Source organism: Arthrobacter sp. I3 (genome assembly GCF_000520575.1).
GTDB lineage: Bacteria > Actinomycetota > Actinomycetes > Actinomycetales > Micrococcaceae > Arthrobacter > Arthrobacter humicola_A.
The window spans coordinates 8,311-24,775 of the sequence record NZ_KI914950.1; the positions used below are offsets into that span (position 1 = coordinate 8,311).

Consider the following 16,465-nt stretch of genomic DNA (forward strand, 5'->3'; position numbering starts at 1 on the left):
CACCGCCCGCCGCCACCGCATAGCGCTGGTGGCGGGCGTGGTGGAAACCTCGGAGGAACCGGGCAAGGCGTACAACACTTTGGTGGCCTTGGGGCCCGACGGCGCCCGGCTCGCCTTCTACCGGAAAATCCACCTCTTCGATGCGCAGGGTTTCGGGGAGTCGACGTTCGTCAAGCCGGGTCCGTCCACTGATCCGGTGGTGTTCGAGTCCGGGGGAGGCCGGTTTGGGCTCATGACTTGCTACGACCTCCGGTTTCCGGAGCTGGCCAGATCGCTGGCCGACGCCGGCGCCCAGGTCCTGCTGGTCTGCTCGTCCTGGGTGCCGGGCACCCACAAGACCGAGCAGTGGCTGGCATTGAACGCGGCGCGCGCCATCGAGAACAGCGTGTATGTGGCCGGAGTCTGCCAGGCCCCGCCGGTCTCGGTGGGGCGAAGCGTTCTGGTCGGTCCGATGGGAGTGGTTGAGGCGGACCTCGGGCTGGAGCCTGGCGTTGGGGCCGTGGATGTCTCGCTTGAGACGGTGGACCGGGTACGGGAGTTGTTCCCGATGTTCCGGCAGCGTCGGCTGTAGTCAGACTGAGTCCTGTAACGAGCATGCAAATCTGCCCGGAAAAGCCAAATAGTAGGCGGGCGGCGGGCGGCGGCCACGGCACACCTGTATCCTGACAAGGCAGGTTGAATGGCTACAGCGGCCATCAACCACGCTCGGTTCGCGGCCGGATGACGGTCCGGAATTCTGGGCCGCAGCCATCCACGTCGTGGAATCACCGCCGCAATCGTCAGTCGCCGATCGGCTTCTCTGACGCTTGGAATGGATCTTTATCACTACGGACACGCCAGCTCCCGTGGGAATCCCGACGTCGGTCCTCAAGCCCTCACGCGGAGTTGCGGTGGATGATCCCGCCGTCGTGACCTGGGCCGAGGCTGGTGAGAGCATGACGGCGCGATGGCGTTCGGCGAACGGCAGACCGGCGCCGACGCGCATCGAAGTGGTCTCCGACTCCCTCACGGCCGATGATGCGAACCGGATGGCGTCACAGGGGATCGCGATGCTCTGGCACGGTGACTTCCACAACGCACGGCAGATCCTCAACGCCCTGGACCGGCGAATCGGCGCCGGAAAGAAAGAGACCGCAGCAACTCCGGCCGATAAGTTCTATCGGCACCGCCAGTCCCGCTCGCATCGCGCACGCGTTCTCGGCCTGCTGCTGATACCTCTTGATCCGGGCCCGGTCGTGCCGCTGCGCCGCGCACCGGACATCCGGCAGGCCGCCGCTGAAGCGTACGGTGCTATCGGCGAACCTTCCGTTGTGTCCCTGCATGAGCTTGTCGGGGCCATTGGCGCCCACGAGTGGCGACGTAATGGTGTCTTCGTCGATGCCCTGCAGGGCCGCATCCACCCGCGCTATGGCACGTTCTTCCCCACCCGGAGCGAGTATGTGGATCTCGTGGCCGCCGCTGCGCTTCCCTCTGACACGCTGGCGTTCGACGTCGGAACCGGCACCGGGGTGCTCGCTGCCGTCCTCGCGCGCCGTGGCGTCCACCGCGTGGTGGCGACGGACAATGAACCGCGTGCAATCGCCTGCGCCGCTGAGAATTTCCGTAACCTCGGCGTCCAGGACCGTGCCGAGGCCGTCCTGACCGACATGTTCCCGCCCGGACGGGCACCCCTCATCGTATGCAACCCTCCCTGGATTCCGGCCACTCCGCATTCCTCCCTGGACAACGCCGTCTACGACCCCGGAAGCAGAATGCTGTTCCGCTTCCTGAACGGACTCTCCGACCATCTGGAACCGGGCGGGGAGGGCTGGCTGGTCCTCTCCGACCTGGCCGAGCACCTTGGCCTGCGGTCGCGTGAGGATCTGCTGGCCACCATCGAGGCGGCCGGGCTGAAGGTTATGGAACGGCTGGACACCAAGCCAACGCATCCGAAGGCATCGGACCGGGACGATCCTCTGTTCGAGGCGCGCGCGGCCGAGGTCACGTCCCTGTGGCGGCTTGTTCCCCGATAGTCACAACCTTCCGCCGTCGGGAATCACGACGGCGGCCCGCCCGCGGCTCCCGGTCCGTCGAACAGCGCGCTGGTGCTGCTCTGCGGCACCACCACGTGGACGGCGTTGCGCTGGATGGTGAAGTCGGCCGGCGTGGTGGTGGCGATCTCGCCGTCGAGGTTCACTGGCAGCGGCTGTTCGGTGACCAGCCGGACACGCCTAGTGGTCAGGTGGTACACGCGGTCGTGTTTGATGAAGCTTCCGTCTTTGAGCAGCCGCGCGATACTCACGTGCTCCCGGACGGGCCCGGCCAGGATGGCGTAGATGTCAAGGGTGTGATCGTCGATCCCCGCCGTGGGGGAGACAGTGTTGCCGCCGCCGTAATGCCGGCCGTTGCCCACGGCCACCTGGAGCAGGTCGTCTAGCTCCATCGGCTCGTGGTCCCCGTCGGGGAACTCGAGGCGGGCCCGGAACGCCTTGTGCCGGGCATAAGCCGTCAGCGTGGCGATGCTGTACGCCAATGGCCCGATGTACCGCTTCAGGCGGGGGCTGAGAGCTTCGGTGACAGACACCGACAGGCCCACGGACGCGACGTTGAGGAATGGCTCGCCGTTGGCCCGGCCGAGGTCGATGTCCACCACCTTCCCTTCGGCGATGGTGGCGCACGCCTCGGCAAGATTGTTGGGTATCTCCAGAGTGCGGGCGAAATCGTTGGCGGTGCCCAGCGGAAGAACGCCGAGCACCACGTTGGTGCCGGCAACCCGGCCGGCGGCGTAGGACACCGTCCCGTCGCCGCCGCCGACAACCACCAGGTCGTGCCCGTCCGCAAGCACCCGGTCAAGCGTCCCGGCCAGGTCTGCCCCGGACAGCACGTGGTACACGGAGGAGATGGGTACGCCCGCCTTGCGCATCGTGTCCGCGGCAAGAACGGGTGCCGCCCCTCGGCGTGATCCGGCGTTGATCACGACGGCGGCAGAGCGGACGTCCCGGGCAGCCTTCATGTGGGCCATGTTAGGCCGCGGACCTGTGAATTCAGCCCGCCACCGCCGCCTTCGCGGCCTGCGACGCCGCCATCCACTCGCTCAGCCACGGGGCCCGGACGCTCGAGGTGATCCGGCAGTCGGCCACGAAGGTTCCCTTCGCGCCGGCGTCGATCCAGTCCGTGAGCGCGGAAAGGTCCGCCAGTGAGCGGATGATCGCCGACTCGGCACCGAGCGCGTGGGCGATGCCGCTGAAGTCCACCTCGGGGATCAGCATGGGCTTTTCGGTCAGGCCCTGGGAGCCGTACTGGTGGATTTCGGCTCCGTAGGCGGCATCGTTGTAAATCACGACGACGGCGCTGGTGGCCGCGCCGATGAGCGATTCGAGGTCGGACAGGCCCATCAGGAAACCGCCGTCGCCTGAGGCCAGCACCAGGGTGCGGCCGTCCTCTACCGCGCGGGCTGCCCCGACGGCGCTGGCAAGGCCGAGCCCGATGGCCTGGTAGGCGGTCCCCACCATGACCAGGTCCTGCGGCCTCGGGATGCGCCAGTACATGGGTGCCCAGCCGACGAAGTGCCCTCCGTCCTGGACCACCGTGCGGCGCTCCGGCAGCACCGCATCCAGTGCCGTGGCAAGGGAGCGCGGATCCAGCCGGCCGTCCGGGGTCTCCGCGGAGCCTGCCTGGTGGCCCGGTCCCTCGGCCAGGCGTTTGCGGGCTTCCGCGCGCCAGGCTTCTGGGCGGCTGGCGGTCGGTGAGGCCGGGCCATCCAGCATCCCCAGGATGCGTCCCGCGGCAGACTTCACGTCCGCGCTGACGAACGTACCCACCCGGGGGTGCGTCGGCTGCAGGGCGGCGTCTATCTGGATGACGGTGCTGTCCGGGCCGAGCAGGTGCCCGAACCGCATGGTGAAGGGGCTCAGGCTTGCCCCGGCCACGAGGACCACATCGGCCTCACCCATGAGCCCGGCGGCGGTGTCCGTGCCGAAGCCGCCCGCCACGCCGAGGTATCCCTCTCCCTGGAGCAGGTTCAGCGCCAGGGCGGTTCCGGCGGTCAGCGCGCCCAGGCGGTCGGCGAGCTCCCGGAGCTCGGGGCCCGCTCCGGCGAGATGCGCACCGCGGCCGGCGAGGATCAGCGGCCGCTTCGCCCCGGCGAGCAGCCGGGCTACCTGCCCCAGGCCGCCGTCGACGTCGTCAATCACCGCCGCCTCCAGCGGCGCGGGAAGCTCTTCGTCCCCTGCCTCGAGGGCAGCAAGGTCGTAGGGAATGGCAATCACGACGGCGGTGCGCTTGGTGAGCGCGTATTCCACCGCCTGCTGCGTGATGGAGCCCGCGGCGTCGCGGGTGACGGTGAAGGTGGCCGCGCCGAGGCCCGCGGCGATGGCTGCCTGGTCCACGTCCTGGGGCCGGGCGCCGCTGCTCGGGGCGTCGCCGGTGACCAGCACAACGGGAATTTGTGCCTGGACTGCCTCCGCGAGGGCGGTGAGTGCATTGGTGTAGCCGGGGCCGTAGGTGGTGGTGCCCGCGGCGAGGCGTCCTGACGTCCGGTAGTAGGCGTCGGCCGCGGCGATGGCGGCACCTTCGTGGCGGATGGGGGAGAAGCGGAGGCCCAGCTTTTCCGCGGCGTCCAGGAAGTAGACGTTTCCGTTGCCCATCACGCCGAAGACATCGCTGAGATAGCTGCTGAGAACCTGCGCCACGCGGCCGGAGACGGTAAGTGAAGTCATGCAGGAATCTTGTGGGTTGGTTCACAGATAGGCAAGAGCGTCGAAGCCGATTGGGATTTTTGGCAGGAAGCTGCGACTAGAACTGAAAATCTGCCCACGTGTGGTGTGGATCACCCGCGCCTAGGGCGAAGGGCGGGATTCCTGCTCGGAGAGCCGGCTCAGGAGGCCGTCGTAGCGGGGCGGCATGAGTTCCAGCACGGAAATGGCGGTGCTGGTCCGTTGGATCCCCTCGATTTCCAGGATCTCGTTGGTGATGCGGTAGAGATCGGCCGTGCTGCGTGCCACTACCTTGGCCATGAGGTCCGCGTCCCCGGTGGTGGCATGCACCTCGATGACCTCCGGGATCGCGGCGAGCCCGTCTTCCACCGCGCCCGTCCGCGTCTGGCTGATGGACAGCGAGAGGAAGGCCATGAGGTCATAGCCAAGTGCGGCGGGATCCAGCCTCCGGCTGAAGGAGCGGAGGGCGCCGCTGCGCTCGAGCCGTGCCAGCCGGGCGTGGACCGTGTTCCGTGCGACGCCGAGTGTCCGCGAGAGTGCCAGGGCGCTGGCTTCCGGATCCTTGTCGAGGGCCAGGATGATCCTGCCGTCGAGGGAATCCAGGGTGCGGGGGTTCGGGATGGTCATATTTTCACCACAGACAGTAGACGTTGAGCAGAAGTCCCAATGGGTTGAGGGTATCTTGCAATGTGCGCCCGGTCACAACCATGATCAGTCCTCATGACCCGTGATCAGCTCCTGACCGCACCGGACACCGCGCTCCCCACCCTTCGTGGCGCGGTGGCCGGACTTCCGCCCTACGTCCCGGGCCGGCGCAGCGCCGGCATGGACATTGCAGCCCTCGCCAGCAACGAAAGCCATTACGAACCATTGCCCGCTGCCGCCGCCGCGGTGGCCGCAGCAGCCGGTACGATGAACCGCTACCCTGACAGTGCCGCCGTCGAACTCCGCGAACGGCTGGCCCGCCACCTCGGCGTCACGGCCGGAGAGGTGGCGGTGGGACCCGGCAGCGTCGGCGTCCTCCAGCAGATCATCACCGGCCTGTGCGACGCCGGGGATGAAGTGATCTTCGCGTGGCGTTCCTTCGAGGCCTACCCCATCCTGGTGGAGCTGGCAGGCGCCCAGCCGGTCCGCATCCCGCTGGACGGCGCTGAGGGGCACGACCTTGACGCCATGGCCGCGGCCGTCACTGCCCGCACGAAGGTCATCCTGCTCTGCACCCCCAACAATCCCACCGGCGTACCGATCAGCCATGAACGTATCGAGGCCTTCCTGCGGTCCGTCCGCTCCGACATCCTTGTGGTGATCGACGAGGCCTACGTGGAATACGCCGAAGCGGGCAGCGGCCCCGATTCCCTGGCGCTCTACCGCCAGTACCCGAACGTCTGCATCCTGCGCACCTTCTCGAAGGCGTACGGACTCGCCGGCCTGCGCGTGGGATACGCCGTGGCGGCGCCCGATATTGCTGAGGGACTGCGCCGGACCGCCCTTCCCTTTTCGGTGAGCGCGCTGGCCCAGAAGGCTGCCATCGCGTCGCTGGACGCCGGGGAGGAGATGGAAGCGCGGGTGACCGCCGTCAAGCAGGAGCGCGCCCGGATGGCCGCGCACCTGGAAGCGCAGGGCTGGAAACTGCAGGCGAGCCAGGGCAACTTCCTGTGGATCCGTGCGGATGAGCCGCTCCAGGCGAGGCTGGTGGCCGCGTTTGACCGCACGGGCATCCTGGTCCGGGCTTACCAGGGGGACGGTGTGCGGATCACCGTTGCCGGGCCCGCCTCCAACGATCGCGTGCTCCGGGTTTTGGAAGCCCACGCAGCCTGAGAAACCGACTGACCTGAAACCCCATCCGTTCCACCAAGAAACCAGAGGACTCCTCATGGAACAACAGACAATGACGTCTGGCCGCCCACTGGGCGCCGCACTCAAACCCCGACAGCTCACCATGATGGGGCTCGGAAGCGCCATCGGCGCGGGCCTGTTCATCGGCTCCGGTGCCGGCATCCAGGCTGCCGGCCCGGCCGTGCTGATCTCCTACCTCGTGGCCGGCACCCTCATCATCCTGGTGATGTGGGCCCTCGGCGAAATGGCCGCCGCCAACCCGGACAGCGGCGCCTTCTCCGTTTACACCGCCAAGGCCTACGGGCCGGTGGCCGGTGCCACGGTGGGCTGGCTCTGGTGGCTGCAGCTCGTGGTGGTCATCGCGGCCGAAGCGCTCGGTGCGGCAGGACTGCTGGCCACCATCTTCCCGGCCCTGCCGGTATGGCTGATGGCCTTCGTGTTCATCGTGGTGCTCACCGCCGTGAACCTCACCAGCGTGAAGAACTTCGGCGAGTTCGAGTTCTGGTTCGCCCTGCTCAAGGTGGCAGCAATCATCGGGTTTCTCCTGGTGGGCGCTGCGCTGCTCTTCGGCTGGCTGCCGGGCGTCCAGTCGCCGGGCCTGTCCAACTTCACCGGAGCCGGCTTCGCACCCGACGGTTTCGCCGGGATCGCCACAGCACTCTTCGTGGTGGCATTTGCGTTCGGCGGCACCGAGATCGTGTCCGTGGCGGCAGCCGAGACCGCCGAGCCGGCCCGCAGTGTGAAGAAGGCAGTCCGGACGGTGCTGTGGCGCATCCTCATCTTCTACATCGGTGCGATCTTCGTTATCGCGGCCGTGGTTCCCGTGGGGTCAGCGGGGCTGAAGAGTCCGTTCGCTGCGGTGCTGGATGCTGCCGGCATGCCCGGCGCGGCCACCGCCATCACCCTGGTGGCCGTAGCGGCACTGCTCTCCGCCCTCAACGCCAACCTGTACGGTGCCTCCCGGATGGCGTACTCCCTCGCGGAGCGTGGTGAGGCACCACGCCTGCTTGCCTCCGTGTCCAAGGCCCGGGTTCCGGTTGCCGCGGTCCTGGCCAGCGTTGCCTTCGGTGTTGTCACGGTTGTGCTGGAGTTGGCTTTCCCCGAGAAGGTCCTTCCCGTCCTGCTCAACATCGTGGGTTCGACCTGCCTGCTGGTGTGGACCTCCGCGCTCCTCGCCCAGCTCGCCCTGCGCCTCCGGGCCGACCGCGAGGGAACGGAGCTTCCCCTGCGGATGCCGGGCTTCCCGTGGCTCACGGTGTTTGGTCTGGTCATCCTCGCCGCGATCTTCACGGTGGGCTTCATCGGCGAGGATTCCCGCCCCCAGCTCCTGAGCACGTTCGCACTCGTGGCGCTTCTGGCGGTGGCCAACTGGCTTCACCACCGTTCCGGCAATGTTCCGGGCCGCATTGAATCTGAGGACCGCGATAAGCACCCGGTGCTCATGGACTGAATCAGGGGCTTTGGACCCACATCGCGGGTTCGGTGCACGCGGAGGGCGCGTCCGGTCTGGCCGGGCGCGCCCTTGGCGTTAGAGGTGCCGGACGATATAAGTGCTGAATGCTCCTGGGCCGGACGGCATACCCGACCAGCGAGTTTCTGTTAGCTGTTCAAAAAGTGTTCGGTTACGTCGACCCCGACTTGGAGTGGAAACCTCGGAAGAGCCGGGCAAGGCCTACAACACCCTAATGGCCTTCGGGCCCGACGGCGCCCGGCTCGCCTTCTACCGGAACAGCCACCTCTTCGAAGCCCAGGGCTTCGGCGAATCGACATTCATCAAGCCGGGTCCGTCCACTAGTCCGGTGATGTTTGAGTCCGGCGGAGTCAGCTACGGCCTCATGACCTGCTACGACCTGCGGTTCCCGGAGTTGGCCAGACAACTGGCCGGCGCCGGAGCCCAGGTCCTGCTGGTCTGCTCGTCTTGGGTGCCGGGCGACCACAAGACCGAGCAGTGGCTGGCGCTGAACGCCGCGCGCGCGATCGAGAACAGCGTGTACGTGGCTGGCGTTTGTCAGGCCCCGCCGGTCTCTGTTGGCCGCAGCATTCTGGTTGATCCCATGGGGGTCATTGAAACCGACCTCGGCCTCGAGCCTGGTGTCCGGGCGGTGGACATCTCGCTTGAGGCGGTGGCCCGGGTCAGGGAGGCGTTCCCGGTGTTCCGGCAGCGGCGGCTGTTGTAGCCGCGGTGCGGACTCCGTCGGCCGCACCCCACGCGTGCAGCCCTTAGGAAAGGGGCTGGGATGTCGCTCGTTTCTGTCCTCAGGTGTGCGGTGGGACGTAACAAATCCACGTTTGCTGTGTCCCCCTCCTGCTACTTCAGAGGACTCTCTCCTGAAATTCCCAGACAATACTCAGGTTTCGCGTCCATGTGGTTATAGTTCCTCGTGGGGGATTGATCTGTCGGGTCTGACACAGGGCTATATCTCGTGACACCGCAGGGCGGAGAAGCCACCCAGAGAATCAGCCACATAAGTAAGACAGGAACTGCCATGACAGAGAATCAAACTATTCCGGACGCCAAGCGTGACGGCAAGGCTCAGGCCGCAGCGGAGAAGGCATATCGCAAGGCATCGCGGCCTTGGTTTAAGAAGAAGCGCTTTATTCTCCCGCTGGTCCTTCTCGTGATCATCATCATCACCTCAATCTCCAACGGGGGAAAGAAAGACAATTCCGCTGTCGTCTCTCCTTCCACAGACGCTTCGGCGGCGGCGCCTGCTGCAGCGCAAGCGCCAGCGGCCCCCGCACAAGCGGCGGCCCCCGCGAAAGCGGCGGCTCCCGCAAAAGCGGCGGCTCCCGACGTAGTGAAAGTTGAGGCCGCTAAGCTGCTCGCGGACTTCGAAAGCAACGAGGCCGCTGCCGACCTGAAGTACAAGGGAAAAACTTTGCAGGTCACCGGCCACGTCGCTAAGGTCGACACTGAGTTCTTTGACAAGGACCAGTACGTCGTGAGGCTGGACAATGGTGAGAAGTACAGCTTCCTGAATGTCAACTGCAACGACATATCGGCAACTCAGGCAGCCGCTGTTGCAGCCGACAGCACAATCACGGTGCGCGGCATGTTCCAGGATGGCGGCGATCTCGGTGTCGAGATCAAGGGCTGCGAAATCGTCTGATCAAAGTCCTCTAATTTGGGCGGTCCAAGTCCGTGTCTCTACGCAGGCACGGACTTGGACCATTTTGCTTTCATGGAAGAATAGTCAGCTTCACTGGGGAGAACGCACACCATGTGACACGTCTCAAAAAGCGTGTACCTCAAAGGTCACTGGCCACACGGGCATGTCCTCCGTGACGGTGGACGGCCAGAATGCTTCGGCAGCCGGGACGCTTGAGTGCTTCTCGATCGTCAACGACGGCTTCATTATGGGCTCGTTCGGCAACGGCACCAAGCAGCCGCGGTCGGGCAGGTAGCGATTGCCAAGTTCACCAACCCAGGCGGCCTGAAGAAGGCTGGCAACTCCGAATACCGGGTCGCCAACTCCGGTGCCGCCGTCCTCGGCACTGCGGGCTTGGGCGGCTACGGCACCATCCCGGCCGGTTCCCTGGGAAATGTCCAACGTGGACCTTCCCAGGGGTTCACCAACCTGATCGTCGCCCGGCGCGGTTTTCCTGAGGACGAACTTGGTGATCAGGCGGCGTCGAGGGTGGCGAGCAGTTCCCTGTCGCCGCGGACATGGATGCGATCACGAAGATCTGCACGCTTCCGTTGCTCGCCTGCGACAACATTTCCATAGAAAACGTTCCGCAAAGACTCTCGTGCCAGGAAGTAGTCAGGGAACGTCAGCGCCACACAGCAACGCCATCGCGCAGTTAATCAAAGTCCCGTTGTGGGGACTACCAGTGGTTCGATGCCACGCAGTAGCCCAGAACGCTCAGCCCCTCAGCACCCAAGCGGCGTTGTTCGGTTGCAGCCAGCCGTCCTCGGCCAGCGGCGCTGCGCTGAGCAAGACCGTGCCAGCCGGCAGTGGCACGGGTACGTTTCCCATCGCGACGGCGACCAGGAACTTCGCGTTGCGTTCGCTGATGAGAAGGTTTCCGGCCTCGACCAGCCAGGTGCCGCCGTCGTCCGCGGTGAACACCTCGTTCTTCCACAGGTGCCGGCGCAGCTCCAGGGCCGCTTTGGTGAGGTTCAGCACGGACTCCGGGTCCTGCTCCTGAAGCTCGATGGCGTGCGTGCCCCAGCCGGCCGGGATCGGGAGCCACGGTTCGGCGGCGGCCTCACTGAGCGAGAATCCGTGGTTCGCCGCCGACTCCTCGGTCCACGGCAGCGGAACGCGGGCGCCGTCGCGGCAGACGCCGCCGCGGGCCCACATCGGATCCACCCGGGCCTCCACCGGGACGTCGACCTCGGGCAGCGCGAGCTCCTGGCCCTGGTAGAGGTACGCGGCGCCGGGCAGACCCAGCAGGGCCACAAGGGCGGCCCGGGCCCGGAGGCTGCCGAGCTCGCCGCCGCCGAAGCGGGTAACGGAGCGGACGATGTCGTGGTTTTCCAGCGCCCACGTGGGGGCGGCGCCGTGGAGCTGACGGGCGCCCTCGAGCTCGTTGCCGACGGTGGCCCAGGCCTCCGCATCCCAGCCGAGCTTCACGAACGCGAAGGCGAAGGCCTGCTGCATTTCGTCCGCGCGGGTGTAGCGGGCGGCGCGGGCCGGTTCCAGGTTGACCTCGCCCACCAGCAGCCGGTGCGGCTCGTATTTCTCGGCGAGGCTGCGCCAGCGGCGGTAGACCTCGTGGACGTCCTCCTGGTCCGAGACCTGCGGGTTGGATCGCAGTCCGTCCACCACCCCGCCCGTGGAGGGCGAGTCCGGCAGCCCGTCGGCCTTGAACAGGGCATGCGCGACGTCGATCCGCAGCCCGTCCACGCCCTTGTCGAACCAGAAGCGGAGCACGCCGTCGAAGTAATCGCCGACGGCGGGGTTGCGCCAGTTCCAGTCTGGCTGGCCGGCCGAGAAGAGGTGCAGGTACCAGTCCTTGTCCGTCTCGGAATCGGGGTTGGCGCGGCTCCAGGCCCGGCCGCCGAAGACGCTCTGCCAGTTGTTCGGCGGGACGTCGGAGCCGCCCGAGCCGGCAGCGTCAGACGCAGAGCCGCCGTCGTCGTCGGGCATGCCCAACGGACCGGGTACGAAATGGAACATATCCCGTTCCGGGGAGCCCGGGCCGGCAGCGAGGGCCGCCTGGAACAGCGGGTGCTCGGAGGAACAGTGGTTGGGGACGACGTCGAGCAGGACCCGCAGCCCCAGCGCGTGCGCCTTCGCCAGGAGGAACTCGAACTGTTCCATGGTGCCGAACAGGGGGTCCACGCCGCAGTAATCGGTCACGTCGTAGCCCTGGTCCACCTGCGGGGAGGGCTGGAACGGGGTCATCCAGATGCCGTCCACGCCGAGGGCTGCGATGTACGGCAGCCGGGCGATCAGCCCGGCGAGGTCGCCCACGCCGTCGCCGTTGCCGTCGGCGAAGGAGCGCGGGTAGACCTCGTAGATGACGGCAGACTGCCACCGGTCAGGAGCGGGCGCGAGGGCGGTCTCCTCGACAGGGCCCGGTACAGGGCTCACTTGCTCGCGCCCGCGGTGAGGCCTTCGACGATCCGCCGCTGGAAGATCAGCACCATAGTCACCAACGGTACGGTGACGATCACGCCGGCGGCCATCTGCTCGCCGAAGGGCGCCTGGAATTCGGTGGCGCCGGTGAACTTGGAGATCGCGACCGTAGCGGTCTGGATCTTGGGGTCGTTGATCATGGACAGCGCGATGATGAACTCGTTCCAGCTGTGGATGAACGTCAGGATCGCGGTGGTGAAGACGCCCGGCGCGGCCAGCGGCAGCAGGACCCGGCGGAACGCCTGCCACTTGGTGCAGCCGTCGATCATGGCGGCCTCCTCAAGGTCGAACGGCAGGGCCTTCATGAACGTGGTGAGGTTCCAGACCGCCAGCGGGATCGCGAAGGACAGGCTGGGGACGATCATCGCCTGGTAGGTGTTGATCCAGCCGAGGTCCCTGAAGAGGCGCAGCAGCGGCACCACCACGGAGATGCCGGGGAACATCGACGTCGCGATGATGACACCCAGGATCACCGACTTGAAGCGGAAGTTCAGCCGGGAGATCGCGTAGGCCGCAAACACGCCGAGGAGCAGGGCGAACACGGTGGTGGTGCCGGCCACGATCAGGGAGTTCAGCAGGGCCTGGCCGAACATGGTGGAGCCGTCGAACACCTTGGCGTAGTTCTCCAGCGAGAACGGGGCCGGGAGCAGGGTGTTGTCGAAAATGTCGGCAGTGCGGCGGAGGCTGGAGACCAGCATCCAGTAAAACGGCGCCAGGCAGTAGGCGAAGATCAGCGCCAGGCCCAGGTACACCGAGTAGGAGCGCCAGGTGCGCGGCGCTTTCGGCTTACCGGAGCGGCCGACGGCGGCAGTCGCGTCGGGTGCGACGGTGCCGGGTGCGCCCGGGGCGCCGGAGTCGGTGGCGGCGTTGCGGAGGTCGGAGATGGTCATCGGGTGGCCCCGGCCTTCTTCTGTTCAGCGATTGCCCGGTCAGTGTTCGCCCGGGTGCGGGGTGCCTTGGAACGGGACTTCTTTGACATCAGCTTCAGTTCCTTGGCGCCGGTGACGTCGGCGCCGAGCACCTTCACGAACACGATCGCGACGACGGCGACGTACAGGAAGAGCATGATCGCGAACGCGGAGGCGGAGCCGTAGCGGAGCTGGTTGGATTCGTCCCAGGCCAGCATGGAGAGGGTCTCCACGGATTCCTTGCCGGGGCCGATCAGCACGAAGGGGAGGTCGAACATGCGAAGCGCGTCGAGCATGCGGAACAGCACGGCGACCAGCAGGGTGGGCTTGACCAGCGGGAGGGTGATGGAGCCGAGCTGGCGCCACCAGCCGGCACCGTCGATCTTGGCGGCCTCGTAGACTTCGCCGGGGATGACCTGCATGCCGGCGAGGACCAGGAGGCCGATGAACGGGGCGGTCTTCCAGACTTCGGCGATGATGATGGCCGCGCGGGAGGCGTTGCCCTCGGCGGTCCAGAGGATTTCGCTGCCGAGCAGGGTGTTGGCGATGCCATCGGACTGGAAGATCCAGCGCCACAGCAGGCCGGAGACGGCGGTGGGCACGGCCCAGGGGACCAGGATGCTGGCGCGCAGGAAGGACCGGCCGCGGAAGGCGCGGTTCATCGCCAGGGCCAGGCAGAGGCCCAGGACGGTCTCGAGGAACACGGTGGTGATGGTGAAGAACGTGGTGTTGCCGAGCGCGTTGAGGAAGCGCCGCCCGGTTTCGCCGACGAAGAGGTCGGCGTAGTTGGCCAGGCCCACGAAGGATTCGACGTCGGCGACGAAGCCGTCCGCGTCCAGTCCGGATTCGGCGCGGAACAGGGACTGGTGCACCGCGGCGAGAAGCGGGTACACGATCACCAGGGCCAGCACCAGGATGGTGGGGGAGAGCAGCAGCGCGGCCATGCGGCCTTCGCCGGGGGTGCGGTTGCCGCGGTGGCCGCGTTTGCGCGGGCTGGCTGGTTGGGGCGTGCCGGTCTGCGCGCCGGCGGGCGGGGCGGTGGGTTTCCGGTAGCGCCCTGGGCCTGCACGACTTCCGCCGTCCCAAGCCCAAGCTCCACCTGCGGAAGGGTGCCGCAGCCACCCTGGACCTGAACATCGTGGTCCGGGACCTTGCAGACCACGCAACCCGCGTGGACTACGAGCAGCAGATCCGTCACCTCGAATCGCGACTCAAGAAATCCGAAATGGAACGCCGGCGGCTGGAACTGGGCCTCGCCCCGAACCGCGGGATCTCGCGGGCCCGGGCGATTGCCCGCAAGGGCCCGGCGTACATCCTTGGCCGGCTCAAGGCCCGCGCCGGCAGGCCGGGGTACTAGCAACATGCAGATTCAAAGTGTGGTGGTTGGACCGCCACAGCACTCTGTGGCGCAGCTGGCGCTGTCACTGGGGCTGGACTATGCGCGGACAGACTGGCAGCGCCGCGATCCCCAGCGCAGGTCCGATTGGGAACACGCTGTCCCCGCGGACCAGCTTTGGTGGGACAGCTACGTGGTACTGGCCGAATCGCTGGCCGAGGCCCGGCAACTTCTGCCAATGTTCCGCAGCGAAGGCAGGGCTCATCGGGTCGTGCTCGTGGTCAAGGATTATTTCCCGACCGCCGAATGCTCCGTCTGGACCCCCCGTAGCCTACAGCTGAAGGCCTCCATGTCGGCCCTTACCATTCCCGGGCTGGGCTTCGCCGTGGTGGTTGAGGGCGGCAAGTGGGTCACCGTCCATTCGGCGGCCGTTGCCGCACTGGCCTGTTGCTCTACTGCTGCGCCAGGGCCGGTTCTGAGCGGACTGCGCGTCGGCATCACGCACCCGGCCGACACAGCCTGGCTCGCCGGCGACGCCTTGGGCAGCTTCATGACCGACCAGCTGCTGGGCCCTGACCCGGACGACATCTACGCCGTGGACGTCGTGCTCGGTGGCGCCAAGAGCGCGCCGGAGCTCGAGCAGCAGTTCGCGCGGCAAACCGCAGACCAGCCGGCCCGGGTGTCGCCGCCAATCTGGACCCCGCCAGCGAACGCCCTGCCCCCGGTCGATACCGCTGTCATCTCGCCCCTGGGCTTCCTCGCGTACTCGGACAAGCCGGTCCGCACGCTGGAACCGCACGAGCTAGCCGGCGGAAAAGCGCTGGGAGAATCCGGGCTGGCAGCGCTTCGGCCGCACAGTTACGTAGAAATCGACGGCTCCCGCTTTGACGGCCTGGACCGGCAGCTGGCACGGCGCCTGTCCCAACTCGCCGTCGGCGGCGTTCCCACGCTGGCGCGCTCCCTGTCCGCCCCCGTCCGCGAGATGCTCGGCGAGCCGCTGCTGAAGCGGATGGAGGCGTTCGACACCGGCGACGCGCCGGTACTGCGCGAATCCAAGTCGATCGACCTCCGGCGGACCGCGCTGGACCTTTACAGTCCCCGCGCCGTCTGGAACAACGTCCTGGGCCAGCTCGGGAAGCCGCTCCGTCCCGCACCTTCCGTCAGCGTTGTCCTGGCCACCCGGCGCCCCGAGAAACTGGCATCCGCCCTGGACCAGCTGGAACGCCAGAGCTGGGATGCCGTGGAAGTTGTGGTTGTGCTGCACGGTTTCGACGCCGACCTGCCCGAGGTCCGGCGCGCCGTCGAAAGCTATTCCCGCCAACTGCAGATTGTCTCTGTCCCCGCGGACGTGATCTTTGGTGACGTGCTCAACGCCGGCGTCGGCGCCGCCAGCGGCGATCTCATCTGCAAGATGGACGACGACGACTGGTACGGCGTGCACCACCTCCGGGACCTCGTCCACGCCAAAGGCTTCAGCGGTGCCACCCTGGTGGGGGCGCAGGTTGAGTTTGTGTATCTGGAAAACCTGGACATCACCACCCGCCGTCCGCCGCTCGGTGAGCAGTACTCGGATCATGTGGCCGGCGGCACCATGATGATCGGCCGGGACGAGCTGCGCGAACTCGGGGGCTGGCGGCCGGTGCACCGCGCCGTGGACCGCTGCCTCCTGCAGGCGGTCCAGGCAGCCGGCGGACTCATCTACCGCTCCCACGGGCAGAACTACATGATGCACCGGCACTCCGGAGCCGATTCGCATGGCGGCCACACTTGGAATCCGGAGGACAGCATATTCCTGCAGAGTGTGGCTGAGCAGTGGGATGGGTTCCGGCCGCCGCCGCAGATCGGTGCCCCGCCGAACCTGCAGGGCGCCCCCCGGCTCGATGTCATGCGCAGCTACTTCTCCCGGGTGCCGGTTCCCTCCCATTCCGCACCTACCATCACACCGCCCGTTTAGGATGGCCTGCTAATGAAATTTCAACTAGCTCTCCGCAGAATTAGGCGATTGTCCCCGAAAAAGAAAGCGGCCGCCGCTTGCTTTGCTGTGCTCTTCGTCTTGGTAGTGGTGGCTGCCTATTCACGCAACCCGTGGCTCCTGGGGCTCCT

Annotated in this window: 16 protein-coding genes; 9 read left to right on the forward strand and 7 right to left on the reverse strand. The window is 66.9% G+C overall.

Translation table 11 applies throughout. The annotated features are described in order from the left end of the window. Together Y706_RS26335 and Y706_RS0118320 are read left to right on the forward strand one after the other, a co-directional pair. A partial coding sequence (locus Y706_RS26335) for a nitrilase-related carbon-nitrogen hydrolase (RefSeq protein WP_084476231.1) occupies nucleotides 1-571 on the forward strand: 571 nt, incomplete at its 5' end. Between the two features lie 274 nt (nucleotides 572-845). Further along, nucleotides 846-2,012: a N5-glutamine methyltransferase family protein gene (locus Y706_RS0118320; protein WP_253906829.1), complete on the forward strand. Its 1,167-nt coding sequence runs from the start codon at nucleotides 846-848 to the stop codon at nucleotides 2,010-2,012. A gap of 23 nt (nucleotides 2,013-2,035) precedes the next feature. On the opposite strand, the gene Y706_RS0118325 is transcribed toward Y706_RS0118320, so the two are convergent. From Y706_RS0118325 to Y706_RS0118335, 3 genes are all read right to left on the reverse strand, one after another. Next, the gene (locus Y706_RS0118325; RefSeq protein WP_028277751.1) at nucleotides 2,036-2,992 is read right to left on the reverse strand and encodes a lipid kinase; all 957 of its coding nucleotides are present in this window, start codon (nucleotides 2,990-2,992) and stop codon (nucleotides 2,036-2,038) included. 31 nt (nucleotides 2,993-3,023) lie between these two features. Then, entirely contained in the window at nucleotides 3,024-4,697 is a 1,674-nt protein-coding gene (locus Y706_RS0118330) for a thiamine pyrophosphate-binding protein (protein ID WP_028277752.1), read from the reverse strand. 120 nt (nucleotides 4,698-4,817) lie between these two features. Continuing rightward, nucleotides 4,818-5,321 carry an Lrp/AsnC family transcriptional regulator gene (locus tag Y706_RS0118335; protein ID WP_028277753.1) on the reverse strand — a complete coding sequence of 168 codons (504 nt, stop codon included), beginning with the start codon at nucleotides 5,319-5,321 and terminating at the stop codon, nucleotides 4,818-4,820. Nucleotides 5,322-5,414: 93 nt separating this feature from the next. Between Y706_RS0118335 and hisC the strand changes: the two genes are divergently transcribed. The 5 genes from hisC (at nucleotide 5,415) to Y706_RS30610 (ending at nucleotide 9,935) form a co-directional block, all read left to right on the forward strand. Further along, nucleotides 5,415-6,512, forward strand: coding sequence for a histidinol-phosphate transaminase (gene hisC / locus Y706_RS0118340; protein ID WP_028277754.1), 1,098 nt, complete (start codon nucleotides 5,415-5,417; stop codon nucleotides 6,510-6,512). Between the two features lie 55 nt (nucleotides 6,513-6,567). Then, nucleotides 6,568-7,980, forward strand: coding sequence for an amino acid permease (locus tag Y706_RS0118345; RefSeq protein ID WP_028277755.1), 1,413 nt, complete (start codon nucleotides 6,568-6,570; stop codon nucleotides 7,978-7,980). A 193-nt stretch (nucleotides 7,981-8,173) separates the two neighbouring features. Continuing rightward, a complete protein-coding gene (locus Y706_RS26340) occupies nucleotides 8,174-8,707 on the forward strand; it encodes a nitrilase-related carbon-nitrogen hydrolase (RefSeq protein ID WP_253906830.1) in 534 nt (177 codons plus the stop codon). Between the two features lie 309 nt (nucleotides 8,708-9,016). Next, nucleotides 9,017-9,640: an OB-fold protein gene (locus Y706_RS26345; RefSeq protein ID WP_043436449.1), complete on the forward strand. Its 624-nt coding sequence runs from the start codon at nucleotides 9,017-9,019 to the stop codon at nucleotides 9,638-9,640. A 163-nt stretch (nucleotides 9,641-9,803) separates the two neighbouring features. After that, nucleotides 9,804-9,935 carry a hypothetical protein gene (locus tag Y706_RS30610; RefSeq protein ID WP_275450889.1) on the forward strand — a complete coding sequence of 44 codons (132 nt, stop codon included), beginning with the start codon at nucleotides 9,804-9,806 and terminating at the stop codon, nucleotides 9,933-9,935. A 217-nt stretch (nucleotides 9,936-10,152) separates the two neighbouring features. Here the strand turns inward: Y706_RS30610 and Y706_RS28960 are convergent, their stop codons facing one another. From Y706_RS28960 to Y706_RS26355, 4 genes are all read right to left on the reverse strand, one after another. After that, nucleotides 10,153-10,314, reverse strand: a complete 162-nt coding sequence (locus Y706_RS28960) for a hypothetical protein (protein WP_156945193.1) — start codon at nucleotides 10,312-10,314, stop codon at nucleotides 10,153-10,155. 82 nt (nucleotides 10,315-10,396) lie between these two features. Next, nucleotides 10,397-12,073 carry an alpha-amylase family glycosyl hydrolase gene (locus tag Y706_RS0118370; protein ID WP_028277756.1) on the reverse strand — a complete coding sequence of 559 codons (1,677 nt, stop codon included), beginning with the start codon at nucleotides 12,071-12,073 and terminating at the stop codon, nucleotides 10,397-10,399. After that, a complete protein-coding gene (locus tag Y706_RS26350; RefSeq protein WP_084476235.1) occupies nucleotides 12,070-13,008 on the reverse strand; it encodes a carbohydrate ABC transporter permease in 939 nt (312 codons plus the stop codon). Before Y706_RS26350 ends, Y706_RS0118370 begins: the two co-directional genes overlap by 4 nt. After that, nucleotides 13,005-13,970, reverse strand: a complete 966-nt coding sequence (locus Y706_RS26355) for a carbohydrate ABC transporter permease (protein ID WP_043436450.1) — start codon at nucleotides 13,968-13,970, stop codon at nucleotides 13,005-13,007. Before Y706_RS26355 ends, Y706_RS26350 begins: the two co-directional genes overlap by 4 nt. A 194-nt stretch (nucleotides 13,971-14,164) precedes the next feature. On the opposite strand from Y706_RS26355, the gene Y706_RS0118385 reads away from it, so the two are divergent. Continuing rightward, on the forward strand, nucleotides 14,165-14,383 hold the full coding sequence (locus Y706_RS0118385) for a hypothetical protein (protein WP_043436451.1): 219 nt from the start codon (nucleotides 14,165-14,167) through the stop codon (nucleotides 14,381-14,383). Nucleotides 14,384-14,387: 4 nt separating this feature from the next. Next, nucleotides 14,388-16,316, forward strand: coding sequence for a glycosyltransferase family 2 protein (locus tag Y706_RS27570; protein WP_084476236.1), 1,929 nt, complete (start codon nucleotides 14,388-14,390; stop codon nucleotides 16,314-16,316). The last annotated feature ends 149 nt before the right edge of the window (nucleotides 16,317-16,465 follow it).